General features: G+C 36.5%; 13 protein-coding genes. 11 read left to right on the top strand and 2 right to left on the bottom strand.

The genetic code is table 11. The features are described from left to right. Nucleotides 1-48: 48 nt before the first annotated feature. The 11 genes from QMN76_RS02195 (at nt 49) to QMN76_RS02145 (ending at nt 12,928) form a co-directional block, all read left to right on the top strand. Nucleotides 49-942 (top strand): septal ring lytic transglycosylase RlpA family protein, encoded by an 894-nt coding sequence (locus tag QMN76_RS02195; protein WP_282022961.1) that lies wholly within the window; start codon nt 49-51, stop codon nt 940-942. Between the two features lie 13 nt (nt 943-955). Further along, nucleotides 956-2,191, top strand: coding sequence for a D-alanyl-D-alanine carboxypeptidase family protein (locus tag QMN76_RS02190; RefSeq protein ID WP_282022963.1), 1,236 nt, complete (start codon nt 956-958; stop codon nt 2,189-2,191). 76 nt (nt 2,192-2,267) lie between these two features. Next, nucleotides 2,268-2,906 carry a dTMP kinase gene (gene tmk / locus QMN76_RS02185; RefSeq protein WP_282022964.1) on the top strand — a complete coding sequence of 213 codons (639 nt, stop codon included), beginning with the start codon at nt 2,268-2,270 and terminating at the stop codon, nt 2,904-2,906. Next, nucleotides 2,903-3,856: a DNA polymerase III subunit delta' gene (locus QMN76_RS02180; RefSeq protein WP_282022965.1), complete on the top strand. Its 954-nt coding sequence runs from the start codon at nt 2,903-2,905 to the stop codon at nt 3,854-3,856. The genes tmk and QMN76_RS02180 overlap by 4 nt, the downstream gene beginning before the upstream one ends. Beyond that, complete coding sequence (gene metG, locus QMN76_RS02175; protein WP_282022966.1) at nt 3,853-5,388, top strand: methionine--tRNA ligase; 1,536 nt, start codon at nt 3,853-3,855, stop codon at nt 5,386-5,388. Before QMN76_RS02180 ends, metG begins: the two co-directional genes overlap by 4 nt. Nucleotides 5,389-5,393: 5 nt before the next feature. Then, nucleotides 5,394-6,182, top strand: a complete 789-nt coding sequence (locus QMN76_RS02170; RefSeq protein WP_282022967.1) for a TatD family hydrolase — start codon at nt 5,394-5,396, stop codon at nt 6,180-6,182. Nucleotides 6,183-6,184: 2 nt separating this feature from the next. Next, the gene (locus QMN76_RS02165) at nt 6,185-6,976 is read left to right on the top strand and encodes an MBL fold metallo-hydrolase (RefSeq protein WP_282022968.1); all 792 of its coding nucleotides are present in this window, start codon (nt 6,185-6,187) and stop codon (nt 6,974-6,976) included. 452 nt (nt 6,977-7,428) lie between these two features. After that, on the top strand, nt 7,429-9,633 hold the full coding sequence (gene parC / locus QMN76_RS02160; protein ID WP_282022969.1) for a DNA topoisomerase IV subunit A: 2,205 nt from the start codon (nt 7,429-7,431) through the stop codon (nt 9,631-9,633). Nucleotides 9,634-9,735: 102 nt separating this feature from the next. Then, entirely contained in the window at nt 9,736-10,578 is an 843-nt protein-coding gene (locus QMN76_RS02155; RefSeq protein WP_282022970.1) for an SDR family NAD(P)-dependent oxidoreductase, read from the top strand. Then, the gene (locus QMN76_RS02150; RefSeq protein ID WP_282022971.1) at nt 10,565-12,079 is read left to right on the top strand and encodes an AMP-binding protein; all 1,515 of its coding nucleotides are present in this window, start codon (nt 10,565-10,567) and stop codon (nt 12,077-12,079) included. The genes QMN76_RS02155 and QMN76_RS02150 overlap by 14 nt, the downstream gene beginning before the upstream one ends. A gap of 120 nt (nt 12,080-12,199) precedes the next feature. Continuing rightward, entirely contained in the window at nt 12,200-12,928 is a 729-nt protein-coding gene (locus QMN76_RS02145; protein ID WP_282022972.1) for a pirin family protein, read from the top strand. 522 nt (nt 12,929-13,450) lie between these two features. On the opposite strand, the gene hemB is transcribed toward QMN76_RS02145, so the two are convergent. Both hemB and QMN76_RS02135 read right to left on the bottom strand, forming a co-directional pair. Further along, nucleotides 13,451-14,443, bottom strand: a complete 993-nt coding sequence (gene hemB / locus QMN76_RS02140; protein ID WP_034336854.1) for a porphobilinogen synthase — start codon at nt 14,441-14,443, stop codon at nt 13,451-13,453. Nucleotides 14,444-14,470: 27 nt separating this feature from the next. Beyond that, nucleotides 14,471-15,934, bottom strand: coding sequence for an amino acid permease (locus tag QMN76_RS02135; protein ID WP_282022973.1), 1,464 nt, complete (start codon nt 15,932-15,934; stop codon nt 14,471-14,473). Between the last annotated feature and the right edge of the window lie 37 nt (nt 15,935-15,971).

Here is a 15,971-nt window from a genome sequence, read left to right as displayed (position 1 = left end):
AGCGTAAAGCTTAGTCTAATTTTATCTTTTTGAATGGCTGTATATGCTGTGAACTATTCGGTAATTAAAATATCTGGTTTTTTATGTGCTGCTTTTTTGTTATCTTCATGTAACAAAAATGTTGATGATGCAGTTTTAAAAACCGCAAAGCTTCATTATGAGGTTGGACAACCTTATCAATTAGGTAATCGTTGGATTTACCCAGAGGAAAATTTTGCTTATAAAGGGACAGGCATTGCGGTCGTTTCTTCTAAAAGCGGAAAACAAATTACTGCAGATGGAGAAATCTATGATGCGCAGTCTATGACAGGTGCTCATCAAACCTTACAACTTCCTGCAATTGTCCAAGTGCGAAATATGGATAACGGTAGAGAAATTACTATTCGGTTAAATGATCGTCCAGCTTCTACAACAGATCGGATATTGGAGTTAACTCCAAAAGCGGCAAGTTTGCTTGGTTTAGTAAGAGGTTCTGTGGCTAAAGTTGAAATTATCGAAGATGAGAAACGAAGCCAAGATCTTGCATTTAAATTACCTAATGGTCCTCAGACACAAATGCAAGTCAGTACAGCGCCTTTGGAAACCATCAAAGTTGAGAGTTTAGATGGAACTCAACCTTTGAAATCGGATACACGTCATCTTGAACAACCTCAAGAGAACAATGTGCAAGCATTAACGCCATTAGAAGAATTGCCCGCACAATATCGTCAAGGGGCTGCAACAAATGGTCAGCTTTGGATTGATGGTGGTTCGTTTACATCAAGTGTTTATGCTAATCGTTTAGCCGCAAGAATGGGTGGTCGTTTGGTAAATACCTATACTGGGGGACGTCGTGTTATCAGGGTTCGCTCTGGACCGTATAGCAGTGTAGAACAAGCAGATCAAAATTTGGATTCTTTATTAAAATCTGGCATAAAAGGTGCCAAAATCATCGTTGAATAGGGATAGAATAAGCGTGCAAACTCGTAGATCATTATTAACTGGTGCTAGTGGCCTTGCGTTTTCTTTGGCTGTAATCAATTCCTCTCCTGCTGAGGCAAAAACCACCCAACGTAAAAAGAAAACTGCTGCTAGTATTGCAGCTCAGCCTGCGATTTCAAATGGCCCTCCTGCTAATACACCGATAGGCCCTTTTGATACCAGTGCGCAATACGCATTTATTATGGATTATAATACTGGTACTGTTTTGTTGGACAAGCAAGCAGACCAGCCAATGCATCCATCTTCATTAACAAAGATAATGACATGTTACGTTGTGTTTGCAATGTTGAGTACTGGTCGTATAAAACTGGATCAACTCTTACCTGTCAGCGAGAAAGCATGGAGAATGCAAGGCTCGAAGATGTTTGTCCCACTCAATGCACAAGTATCTGTGCAGGATCTTATTCAAGGGGTGATTATTCAATCAGGGAATGATGCTTGTATCGTTTTGGCTGAAGGAATAGCTGGATCAGAACAACAATTTGTTGCTATTATGAACGATTGGGCACCTAAATTAGGTCTTAAAAATACGCGTTTTATGAATTGCACAGGCTGGCCTGATGATAATCATTTAATGTCTGCACATGATATTGCGTTAATAGCCTATCATTTAATACACGATTATCCTCAATATTATCATTTTTTTTCTGAAAAAGAATTTACTTATAATAAAATCACTCAAGGTAATCGTAATGTCTTGGTCGATAAAGGGTTGGCTGACGGTTTAAAAACCGGCCATACCTCTGCAGGCGGATATGGATTATGCGCCAGCTCTGAACGCAATGGTCGTCGTATTATATTGGTTGCTAATGGAATGTCATCTATGAATGAACGTGCACATGAATGTGAACGTTTATTACAGTGGGGTTTTAATCAGTTTGAAAATGTAAAATTGTTCAACAAAGGCGAGGTCATTGAAACCGCACCTGTGTGGATGGGAACATCTCCAACAGTGTCATTAGTTGCGGGTGAAGATTTGTTAATGACCCTTCCTGTTGGTTGGCGTAATAAAATGAAGATTTCTTTAGATTATAACGCACCTATTGCAGCCCCTATTACCAAAGGACAAGTTGTGCAAGCATCATTATCAGTTGAAAATGGTGGGCAGGCTATCCAAATTCCTGTTATTGCAGGAGAATCTGTGCCAAAGTCAGGTCTAATTTCTCGAACGTTTAAAAATATAGGCTATCATTTCGGAAAGAAACCATAATTCTTTCATTAATGGAAGGTAAGATATTATTTCTATCTTCCATTTTATAAGATTAGTAGGAAAGTATTATACGGTTATGACAGGATATATGATTACTTTCGAAGGTGGAGAAGGGGCTGGCAAATCGACACAAGCCCAACGATTATATGAAGCATTTGAAAGAGAAGGCCGAAAAGTTTTATTGACCAGAGAACCTGGTGGTACAAAGGGGGCGGAAGCTATTCGAGAGCTTTTACTGTTCGGGGGGTATTCATTTTCTTTACGTTCTGAAATTATGGCACATTTTACAGCGCGTTGCGATCATGTTGATCAAATTATCAAGCCTGCCTTGAGCCAAGGTTATGTTGTTATATGTGATCGATATATCGATTCAACAAAGGCATATCAAGGCTATGGATTAGGTAATGGCGATAAAGATTTAATTCGATATATTAGCAATCTTTCTGATCTTATTGCATTGCAGCCTGACCTTACTTTGATTTTCGAAGCTCCTTATGATATTATGAGGGAACGGTGCTGTGCCCGTCAAGGTAGAGTAGATCGATATGAGCAACTTGATGAGAATTTCCATTATCGTGTTTTAAATGGATTTAAACAAATTATGATGGATAATTCTGATCGATGCGTTAGAATCGATGCTCACAGAAATATGGAAGCGATTCATCAAGATGTTTATGATATTGTGTCTCAGAAACTATTCGAATTAAAGCAATGAAACCCAGAGAAAATGATCATTTATGGGGGCATAAAAAGGAGTATGCTTATTTTCAGCAAGCGATTGCGCAAAATAAGTTGCATCATGCTTGGTTAATTAATGGTGAAGAAGGGATCGGAAAGGCAACTTTTGTTTATCATTTAGTTCGATTGATTTTAGGAAATAGTCCAGCAGCAATTAGCCGGATCAAAGCAGGAAGCCATGCTGATTTATTAGTCGTTGGTCGTCGCTTAGATGAAAAAAAAAACCGATTACGTTCTGAAATTCTTATAGATGATATTAAAGCCGTTGGAGAATTCTTACGCCTGACTCCAGCAGAGGGTGGGTGGCGCATTGTTGTTATTGAAGATGCAGATTTAATGAATCGTAATGCGGCAAATAGCTTATTAAAATTGTTAGAGGAGCCACCCAAAGGCGCTTTATTATTTCTGATTACGACACATCCTAACCGTTTGCTACCGACAATTTTAAGTCGTTGCCGTAAGATGAGTTTGCGCGGATTATCAACTGAAGAAATGGAACAAGGATTATCTATATTAGCCCCTCAATTATCTGAAATAGATAAAAATAAAGTTATTCAACTTGCGGAGGGCTCTTTGGGAAAAGCGTTACAACTTTTGGAAAGTGGGCATTTAAATATAAAAGATATTGTTGAAAATCTTTTAAACGACTCATTTAAAAGTAAAGATATGTATCAACAAGCTGATTTAATTTTACAAAAAGAAAATGGCTTTACACTTTTTTTAAATTTATTAACCGATGCGATCGCTTTACACATCCGACAAGCTGTGCAAACGCAAAAAAAAGAATTTGGACATCCTATGCGACCTATTTCGCAATGGATAGAAATATGGCAAACACTTTTAAAGTGGCATAAAGAAGCCGAATCTTTTAATCTGGATAAGAAACAGACCCTTATTTCTGAATTTAACCTTGTAAGTGAACTATGAAACCTCATTATATGATTACTACCCCGATTTACTATGTGAATGGGGCTCCGCACGTTGGTCATGCTTATACGTCTATAGCTGCTGATGTTTTGGCTCGTTTTAAACGTCTAGACGGTTATGATGTGTTTTTTTTAACGGGTACAGATGAACATGGACAAAAGGTAGAACAAGCAGCGCAGGATAAAGGTCAATCAGCACAGAATTTTGCAACGATGGTGTCTGCACAATTTCGTAATATGGCTGACCAACTCAATGTTTCTTATGATGATTTTATACGCACGACAGAAGAGCGTCATATCAAAAGCTGTCAAGCGCTATGGCAAAAAATAGCAGACGCAGGTCATATTTATCTTGGTGCTTATGAGGGGTGGTATTCTTTACGTGACGAATGTTATTACGGCGAAGATGAACTTACAACGACACAAGAAGGAAAAAAAATTGCTCCGACAGGGGCCGAAGTAAAATGGTTAAAAGAGCCTTCTTACTTTTTTAAACTGTCTGCATGGCAAGATAAATTATTAGAATTTTATGAACAAAATCCTAAATTTATAGGACCAGAAAGTCGTCGTAATGAGCTGTTAAGCTTTATTAAATCTGGATTACGGGATTTATCTGTTAGCCGTACGAGCTTTAAATGGGGCATACCTGTTCCAGGTGATGATGACCATGTTATGTATGTTTGGTTTGATGCTTTAACGAACTATATTTCGGCTTTAGGTTATCCAAATATAAAAAGTTCTGATCTGTGGCGGTTTTGGCCTGCTGATTTGCATTTGGTCGGTAAAGAAATCTCTCGTTTCCATGCACTTTATTGGCCAGCTTTTTTAATGGCTGCTGGTTTAGAGGTTCCAAAACGTATTTATTCTCATGGTTGGTGGACAGTCGAAGGTGAGAAAATGAGTAAATCGGTTGGGAATGTTATTGAGCCCTTGAAACTGGTGGAAGAATTTGGTTTAGATCCTGTTCGTTTTTTCTTGTTACGTGAAGTGCCTTTTGGTGGCGATGGAGATTACAGCCGACAATCATTAATTAATCGTATGAATAACGAATTAGCAAATGATTTGGGTAATCTGGCACAAAGGACGCTTTCTCAAGTCATGCGAAACTGCGAGGGAAAACTCCCTGAAATTGGTCAACGTCATCAAGATGACGAGACTTTATTATCAAAAGCGATATTGTTACCGACCTTATTGCGTGAACAAATGGACCGTCAAGCATTGCATGAATCTTTGGAAACCATTTGGAAAATTATTCGTGCTTCAAATGCCTATATAGATCATCAAGCACCTTGGACATTAAAAAAGACTGATCCACAAAGAATGACTGTTGTATTACGGGTTCTGGTTGATACATTGCGGATCATTGCAACCTGTTTACAGCCATTTATACCTGGGGCAATGGATAAGTTATTGACCCAATTGGGTGTTTCTGAATCTGAACGCCAGTTATCAGATCTTGAAACGGTTATTCCTGCTGGACGTGAACTTCCTGCACCTTCTGGTATTTTCCCACGTTTTGTAGAGGCTGAATAATTCTTATGCGTTTAGTTGATTCCCATTGCCACCTTGATTTTTTTTCAGATGAAGAAATTGCAACTCTGTTAGATCATGCAGAGGAGGCAAAATTAGGAGAGGTGGTAACTATTGGAACACGCATATCCAAAGCTGATGTGCAAAAGCGTATTACAAGTTTTGCTAGGCCTGATTTAAAATTATGGTGTACTGTTGGAACGCATCCTGAGTATGTCAAAGATGAAGTTTTTGCTACTGCTGATGAAATTGCAGCCTTAACAGATCACCCGCAAGTTATTGGTATTGGTGAAACTGGGCTTGATTATTTTTATGGTGAACCAAGTATATTTATCAAGCAGCAAGAATTTTTCAGAGCACATATACAAGCAGCACAAAAAACGCAATTACCCGTATGTATTCATGCTCGTGAAGCTGATGATGATATTGCCAGAATTTTACAAGAAGAAACTAAGAATAATGGCAGTTTTCCATTTCTGATTCATTGTTTCACGTCTAGCCTTGCTTTGGCCCAAACAGCAATAGAGCTGGGGGGATATATCAGTATTTCTGGAATTGCGACGTTCAAGAAAGCTCAAGAATTACGAGATATAATCGTTCAACTGCCAATACATCGTTTATTAGTTGAAACAGATTCACCTTATTTAGCGCCTGTTCCATATAGAGGAAAACGTAATGAGCCTGCTTTTGTTGCGCATACGGCAAAATATGTTGCAGAATTAGTAGGTATGTCCGAGCCCGATTTTGTCGATCAAACAACCACTAATTTTCATCATTTATTTACGAAAGCAAAATAAGAATGAAAGTAACCTTTTTAGGGTGCAGCGGTTCAGGTGGTGTGCCAATGGTTGGTGGGGAAGATGGTAAAGGAGACTGGGGAGCTTGCGATCCTTTGGAAACGAAAAATCGTCGCACTCGTTCTTCGATAGTGATTGAAACAAATCTTGCTAAGCGGATTATTATTGATACAGGTCCTGATATTCGAGAACAGTTATTACGTGAACAAATCAGTAAGTTAGATGCGGTTATTTATACACATGCGCACGCGGATCATATTGCGGGATTGGATGAGTTACGTTCAATCAATCGTATGATTGGCAAACCTATCCCAATTTATGCGACCTCTGAAACATTGCAAGAACTTGAAAATCGCTTTGCTTATGCATTTAAACCTTGGACAACAGCCCCGCATTTTTTTCGTCCAGCTTTAGATGTAAATATTGTTGAATATGGTGATGTGTTCATCGTGGCAGAGGAAAAGATTCAGACATTCGAACAATGTCATGGTTTTGGGAAAACACTTGGAATCCGTTGTGGCTCTGTAGCGTATTGTACAGATGTAATGGATATCTATCAAGATGGTATTGATATTTTAGATGGGGTTGAAACGTGGATTGTTGGATGTTTTCAACGAGAGCCTCATCCCGCTCATGCGTGGGTAGATAAAGTTTTAGAATGGCGTGAAAAAATTAACCCAGAACGGACGATTTTAACCCATATGGGGCCTGATATGGATTGGACATGGCTTAGAAATAACCTTCCTCAAGGGGTTGATGTTGCATATGATGGATTAAAGATTGTTTCTTCTTAATGGGTTTGTGTATTCAATAATGAATTATTAAACATATTTATTTTTTGGAGTAAAATTGTATCTTCAAGAAAAAAACATGAGCTTGAAATATAAAAATTAGAGGAAGCAGTCGAAGAAATATAATTTTTACTTTGATATTTTTATATGCTCTCTAAACAAATTAGATAAAATAAACTTGTCAGTTTTGTGGAAAAATAAATATTATCGATAATATTAATTCTAATTAATTTTACATATAAATTCATGATTGATAAGACCATCCAAAAAGGTTATTTGTTCAAACTTATCTTTCATTTTAATCCTTGTCGAATATATTGCAGATTGTTTGTATGATTACTCACTATTAAAAATATCAAATTTATAATAAACACATAACTACTTGAAAAACTTTATGGTTAACATTTTAACTATAAAGAAACTATTTTTATCATTTAAGAATAAGAGCTTGGGTAATGACGATTGAAAACGAAGGCTTGATTAAAGAAACCCCATTGGCAACGGCATTAAGCGAACGCTATTTGGCTTATGCGTTATCAACGATTATGTCTAGGTCTTTACCAGATGTAAGGGATGGATTAAAGCCTGTTCATCGTCGTTTAGTTTTCGCGATGCGGCAACTAAAGTTGGATCCAAAATCGGGATTTAAAAAATGTGCTCGTATTGTTGGGGATGTTATTGGTAAATATCATCCTCATGGAGATGCTTCTGTTTATGAAGCATTGGTGCGTTTGGCTCAAGAATTTGCTGTCAGATATCCTTTGGTCGAAGGGCAAGGAAATTTTGGCTCTATTGACGGTGATAACGCAGCTGCAATGCGTTATACTGAATCTCGGATGACGATGATTGCTCAGGCATTGCTTGAAGGGATTGATGAAAACGCTGTTGATTTCCGTGATACCTATGATGGTGAAGAAGAAGAGCCGATTGTACTCCCTGGGGCATTTCCTAATTTATTAGCTAATGGTTCCAGCGGAATAGCTGTAGGAATGGCAACCAATATTCCCCCCCATAACGCAGGTGAGCTTTACGCTGCTGCAATGCATTTAATTAAAAAGCCTGATGCTTCAACCAAAGACTTATTGCAATTTGTGCAAGGTCCTGACTTCCCTACAGGTGGAATAATTGTAGAAAATCAGGATATTATTCTTCAGACCTATGAAGTTGGGCGAGGATCACTGCGCCTTAGAGCGCGTTGGGAGGTTGAGCAAGGGCGTTTTGGAACATGGCAAGTGGTTGTTACTGAAATCCCTTATCAAGTTCAAAAATCTAAATTAATTGAGCAAATTGCTTCGTTAATGGAGCAAAAAAAACTGAATTTACTGGCTGATATTCGCGATGAAAGCACGGATGAAGTGAGGTTGGTAATTGAACCCAAAAATCGCACGATTGAACCAGAAGTATTAATGGAATCATTATTTAAAGCGACAGCTTTAGAAGGACGTTTTTCTTATAATATGAACGTTCTAGATTCCAAGGCTGTTCCCAAAGTAATGGGTTTAAAAGATATTTTACGTGCTTGGCTGGATCATCGATACATTGTGTTAGTACGTCGTAGCCAGCATCGCCTTAGCGCATTAGAACGTCGTTTAGAGATATTACAAGGATTATTAGCGGTTTATCTTAATTTAGATGAGGTAATTCGTATCATTCGTGAAGAAGACGAAGTTAAGACCGTTTTGATGCAGACTTTTAAACTGACTGATTTACAATCTGAATCGATTTTAAATATGCGTTTACGCAGTTTGCGTCGTTTAGAGGAAGATGCCATTCGTCATGAATATGATCAGCTTTCAGCTGAAAGAGAAGCACTGAATATTCTGTTAAATGATGAATCTTTATGTTGGAAGAAAATTTCACAAGAGTTAAAAGAAGGTAATAAGCAATTTGGAACGGGTCCCTTGGGACAACGTCGTACTTTAATATCTGGAGCTCCCAAGGCAGTTGATGTGGTTGAGGTATTAGAAGAAGTTGAAAGAGAACCATTAACGGTAATTTTATCCCAAAAAGGATGGATTAAGGCGTTAAAAGGGCATGGCCTTGATTTATCTTTACAAAAGTTTAAAGAAGGGGATCAGTTACAAATGTCTTTGGAATGTCAAAGTAACGATCGCCTGTGTGTCTTTGGCAGTGATGGTAAAAGTTTCAATATTAAAGTTTCTGATTTGCCCAGAGGTCGTGGGGATGGGCAACCCATTCGGTTATTAGTAGATTTGTCCAACGATGCAACGATTTTAGCTCTGTTTGTTTTAGAAGATAACGGCAAATATTTATTAGTGTCTGATGGTGGACGTGGATTTGTTACCGAGGGAAATAATCTCTCTACGGATCGTAAAATTGGTAAGCAAATTTTAAATCTTAAAGATGATGAAAAAGCAATTTATTGTTTGTATATAAACGGGGATTATGTTGCAATTGCCAATACGATAGGTAAATTTCTTATTTTCCCACTGGATCAAATTCCAGAGTTAAAGAAAGGTGCTGGCGTTATTTTACAAAAACTTGGTAAAGGTAAACCAAAAATTGTAACAATTTTCTCTGCTGAAGAAGGATTAACAATTTCAGAGAAAAGCCGTAAACGGAATTTCGAAGATTTAAAAGATTTTGTTGGTAATCGTGCAGGTGTTGGTAAAAAATCACCAAATTGGTTAAGAGGATAATCTGTCTAATAAATCAAGTATAGAAAATAAGATATATTTTGTTTTGTATGCTTGATTCTAATTATGTAGCTTTGAATTATTTTATTTATGGATATAAATAAGTTGATAAGCATAATAGAGAGCGTTTTATTTCCACGGGTTAAAATAAATAAAGCCTTACTAGCTGATAAGCTACAAAAGAAAACCATTGTTATTACGGGTGGGAGTTTCGGAATTGGAGAACAGCTTTGTTGCCAATTGTCTGAGATTGACTGTCATCTTATTCTCGTGGCAAGGACAAAAGAAAAGCTCCAACAGATTCAGCAAGAATTACAGAATAAACCTGCAACAATTCATCTGTTTTCTGCTGATTTATCCGATGAATTACAACTTGACCAATTTATACTTTATTTGCAGAAATACACTGTTGATATTGTGATTAATAATGCAGGAAAATCTATTTGTCGTTCTACGATGAAATCATTAGATCGTTTTCATGATTTTCAACGAACAATGCAGCTAAATTATTTTGCACCAGTCAAGTTATGTTTGGCTTTAATACCGCAACTAATTAACAATAAAGGGCATTTTATTAATGTTTCTGCGGTAAATGTATTATTGGCTCCTACTGCTTATTGGGCAGCATATCAAGCCTCTAAAGCTGCTTTTGATCAATGGTTGCGTTGTGCCGAGGCAGAGTTGTTAATAAAGGGCGTAACTGTTTCTACTGCTTATTTACCATTGGTAAAAACGCGGATGATAGAGCCAACGCAGGCATATCAGTATGCCCCGACAATGTCTCGAGAACAGGCTGCTGATCATATTTGTCAGCTCATAATTGATCAAAAAGCATCTTATAAACCTTGGTGGACGTTATCAGGTCAGCTCTTGTCCATTCTTTTTGCAAGATCATGGGTAAAATTAATGCAATCTTATTTAAAGAATAAAAGTAATGGAAGGGATTAAAGCACTTTATCAAATCAAATTGCTGACGTTGAAAGGCATCTGGTATTTGATTAAAAGCATTCCAACTGTTGGTATGAATTTAATGGCGCTTCTTTATATTGCGCAGAAATTATTTCCCGATAGAATAGCTTTTCAAGATGACACTACGCATATTAGTTATCACGATTTATATTTAAAATCTCAGCATTTGGCGGATCAATTTTACTGTCATTATACTATTCAAAAACACCAAAAAATAGCAATCATTGCTTATAATCATTTACATTTAATTCACAGTTTATTCGCTTTATCTGTATTAGGAGCGGATATTTATTTATTAAACGCAGAAATATCGTCTGCACAATTTCAACGTTTACATGAAAAGCATCAGTTTCAGTGGGTTATACATGATTTTGAAATAGAATATGTTCCTTTAGAAAAAAGCATTTTTATGGATCATGACACTTTAATATCGATTAAGTCTTTATTAAAAGAAAAAATCTATCCTCCGAATACTCAAAGAAAAAGAACACATTTTTCAAAGATCATTGTATTGACCAGCGGTTCTACGGGAGCGTTTAAAAGTGCTGAACGATCTTCTAAAGTGGGTAATTTTTTAGTCCCTTTTTATCAGTTGCTCACCCAATTAAATTTATATCGTTATCGAACTATTTATATTGCAACGCCTATTTATCATGGATTTGGCATGGCAACATTATGTATGACGGTCATATTAGGCGCAACGGGTTATTTAAAAAAGAAATTTATAGTCCATGAAGCTTGTGATTTAATTGAAAAACATCAAATACAAGTCGTGACTTTGGTTCCTTTAATGTTGAACAGAATGCTGAGGCATGATGATCGTAAGCTACGTTCTTTGCAATGTATTATCACTGGTGGTGCAGCCATTGCAGAATCTTTGGTTACCGAAACGTTGAGGATATTGGGAAACATTTTATTTAATTTATACGGCACGTCAGAGGCAGGGGTTTGTATGATTGCTAGGCCGACTGATTTGTTGCAATTTCCAAAAACAATAGGCAAACCAATTCCTGGATTAAAAGCTAAGATTGTAAAGGATGGACAAGTTATCAGGGATGGTGTAGGCGAGCTTTATATACAATGTGCTTGGTCAATACAAAGAACAACATGGATAGTAATGGGGGATTTGGTTTCTAAGGATATAAATGGGTATTATTATTTACAGGGGCGTGTAGATGACATGATTGTTTCGGGTGGCGAAAATGTATATCCGTTTAGCTTAGAACAAACTTTGCTGGCACATCCTTTTATTATAGAGGCTGTTGTTCTAGTCGTTCCTGATATTGAATTTGGTCAAAGATTGATTGCTTTTGTTGTGTTGGAAACAGATAAAAATTTATCTAAAGAAGCATTATATATTTGCTTAAAAACAAAGGTTGCTCGTTATCAAATGCCTAAAAAGATAATTATTATCAACGAGATTCCGATAACTGTCATTGGTAAGCCTGATAAGAGAAAACTATTACAGCTATTGTCATAAGCCGTTTTATGGAATGATTATGTATGAATAGGTTTAAACAGTTTTAACCAGATATTCTCTTATATTCGGTCACTTCGTATGGTTATATATAGTGTATTATATCAATAACATTATGGAAATATGATGATTGAACAAAGACTATCTCACGAGCGTGGTTCGGCTGACCATGGTTGGTTAAAAGCAAGGTTTAGCTTTTCTTTTGCGCATTATTGGGATCCAGAGCAAATTGGATTTTCTGATCTTTTGGTGATTAATGATGATCAAATAGCAGCATCCAAGGGTTTTGGAACACATCCTCATAAAAATATAGAAATATTTACTTATATCCTAGAGGGTGCCTTGGAACATAAAGACTCAATGGGCAATGGATCGGTTATCAAAGCAGGTGATATCCAATTAATGAGTGCAGGGTCTGGAATAACACATAGCGAGTTTAATCCATCAAACTCTCATAAAACGCATTCTTTACAGATTTGGGTGATGTCTAATACAGAAAATACTCAGCCTAACTATCAACAGCATTCTTTATCGCCAGAAGAGAAAAGGGGGAAACTAAAGTTAATTATATCACCTGATGGTGAGGAAAACTCTCTTTATATACGTCAAAATATCAGGATATACTCAGGTTTATTTGATGCTAGAGAACAAGCAATATTTACCATTCCAGAAAACCGTTATGTTTATCTTCATGTCGCAAAAGGTAGCTTAATAGTCAATGATTTAGTGTTTAATGCAGGTGATGGGGCTCGTATCCGTCATGAGCGGCAGTTGACTTTTAGTCACGGTGATAATGCTGAAATCTTATTGTTTGATATGCGTCCTGTTGAAAGCAATTATCCTTATGCATAAGATAAATAGGATTTATTGAATAAAAACTAATCAGTTTTAAATTGATATCCAGCTTGATATTTCTCTAAGAAATCAATCATGATATCTGCAAATTCTATCGCTGTAATAGGTTGTTTATCCTTTTTATTGTATATTGGTTTTTTAATAATAGGACGTTTAAGAACAAATAAGATAATGTTCTAAACCTGTCTGTATTTAAATTTAAAGATCAAAAAAGTAAAAAAGGATAGAAGAGATATCAATAAAGGATTCCAATTATCATCAATATATTTTTTTACCGAAAGTAATTTCTAAAATATTCAATTGATAAATCAATAACGTCCGCACTATGAATAATTAAAAAATCTGCTCCAATATCATAAAATTCATATCTACCTTTATTAATAACTATATCTGGTGAGAATTCTTTGGAAGAAATACGATCTACAGCGCAAATAATACATTTTTTTTACGAAGTAACTCTTTTGTTTCTATATCTTGTCCTATGATGCACCTTTAATTGTAAAGGTGCATCTGATCACATTATTCCTTTAGTAATCTTGCTGCTTCTAATGCAAAATAAGTCATAATGGCGTTTGCACCTGCGCGTTTAAAGCATAGTAAAGTTTCTAAAATAGCGCCTTCTCTTTGTAAGAAACCGTTTTGAATGGCCCCCATTAACATGGCATATTCACCAGATACTTGGTAGCTAACGATTGGAATATCGAATTTATCACGCACAGAGCGAATAATGTCCAAATAGGGCATTCCAGGTTTAATAATAATGGAATCAGCCCCTTCTTTAATATCTAATTCAACTTCTGCCAATGCTTCACCACGATTGGCTGGATCCATTTGATACGTTTTTTTGTCGCCTTTTAATAAGCCACCAGATTCCAAAGCATCCCTAAAAGGTCCATAATAAACGCTGGCATATTTTGCTGCATAAGACATAAGTTGTGTGTCGATAAATCCTGCTTGATCCAAAGCTTGACGAATAGAGCCAATACGACCATCCATCATATCAGATGGTGCAATAATATCGATACCAGCATGGGCTTGATTAACAGATTGTTTGATTAAGACTTCTACGGTTTCATCATTGACGACATATCCGTTTTTTACAATGCCATCATGTCCGTGGCTGGTATATGGATCTAAAGCAACGTCACCAATTAAAAGCATTTCAGGAAATTGCTTTTTTAATTCTTTTGCAGCAGAGCACATTAAATTGTTTGGGTTATAAGATTCTGAACCCGTTGGATCACGTTTTTCTTTGGACGTAACAGGAAATAATGCCAGTGCAGGAATATTTAATTTTGCAGCAGGTTCAATATATGCCCCCAGACGATCGACAGAGACGCGTTTTACGCCTGGCATTGAAGCAACTTCTGTTTCTATATTTTGTCCTTCGACGATAAAAATAGGCCAGATTAAATCATCAATGCTGAGTTTGTTTTCTGCAACCAGTCGACGCGTTGTTTGATTTAAACGATTACGACGCATACGTGTTAATGGAAAATTACCAATCATCATTATATCCTTTAACTTTAATTTTTATAATTATATATTTTCAAGTTTTTTATTTAGCTTGCTATGCCAGTATCCATAACTGAAATAAATGATTAACCCAATTGTTAACCAAATAGACATCATAGTCCACGTTAATCCATTTAACGAATACATGAGTACTAAACTTGTTATAACTCCAATTGCAGGAATAATATCGCCACCAGGAGCTTTAAATGTTCTTGGATAGTCTTTATAAGTTCTTCGTAAAATGATGACGCCAGAGCACACAAAAACAAAGGCAAATAAGGCACCAATGGAACACATATTTCCCAAAATATCCATCGGCAAAAAGGCACATAGAAAACAAATCATTATCATAAAGAAAATATGGGAATAACAAGGGGTTTTATATTTTGGATGCGTTTTTGAAAAAAATGTAGGAATAAGGCCATCTCTTGCCAATGAATAAAACACACGCGTTTGCCCAATAAGTAAAAGGAACAAGATAGGAATATATCCAAATAAAATACTGAATTTAACAACAGGTTGTAACCATACATATGGCGTATGATTAATCGCAGTTGCAACAGGGGCTGCATCCCCAATCAAATCTTTATAGTAAACGAGGCCAACAATAACAAAAGCAAACAAAACGTAAATAATTGCACAGGTTGCAATAATAATTAAAATTGCTTTAGGAATATTTTTTGCAGGGTCTTTAACTTCTTGTGCTGTCGAAGAGACACTGTCAAAACCAATATAAGCAAAAATAACCATACCAGCGGCTTGTAAAATTCCAGAGTAACCAAAATGGCCAAATTGATTTTCAACATTTTCTGGGATAAAAGGGACAAAGTTACTGGCATGAATATATGGCAAACCAAACGCAATTAATGCGATTACAACGAATATTTTTATAAACACAACTATATTATTTAACGTTAACGATTCTCTGATACCTTTCATTAATACAAATGAAAGAATGATAACAATAACCATAGATGGCAGATTTATTATACCATGCGTAACAGTGCCATCAGCCAACTTAATCGTTTCAAAAGGAGATGCTATATAACGTTGATCAGGATGAATACCAAATCCTTCGAGTAGGGATAACATATATTTGGACCAACTGACGGCTACGGCACCTGCGCCAACGGCATATTCTAATACCAGATTCCATCCGACCATCCAGGCAATAATCTCACCATATGCTATATAGGTATAACTGTAGGAGCTGCCTGATACTGTTATCATTCCAGCCAGTTCACTATAACATAACCCTATAAAAGCACAGGCAATTGCACCAATAAAAAAGGATAAAATTACCGCTGGTCCTGCATGTTCAGAAGCTGCAATTCCTGTGATAGAGAATAAACCTGTTCCTACAATTCCACCAACTCCAAAGAAAATAAGACTGGGCATACCAATAACGCGTGCTAGACTATTGTGATCAGCAGAAGGTGACTCTATTTTTTTCTTTCTGAATAAAGAGACAAAACCTAATTTTCCCATATGCATATTTTCCTTTAAAGAGGGGAAGGCATCAAAT

Source organism: Commensalibacter papalotli (ex Botero et al. 2024) (assembly GCF_947179115.1).
Classification (GTDB): domain Bacteria; phylum Pseudomonadota; class Alphaproteobacteria; order Acetobacterales; family Acetobacteraceae; genus Commensalibacter; species Commensalibacter papalotli.
The sequence above is the reverse complement of the archived record's forward strand: the minus strand, read 5'-3'. Positions and strand labels throughout refer to the sequence as shown.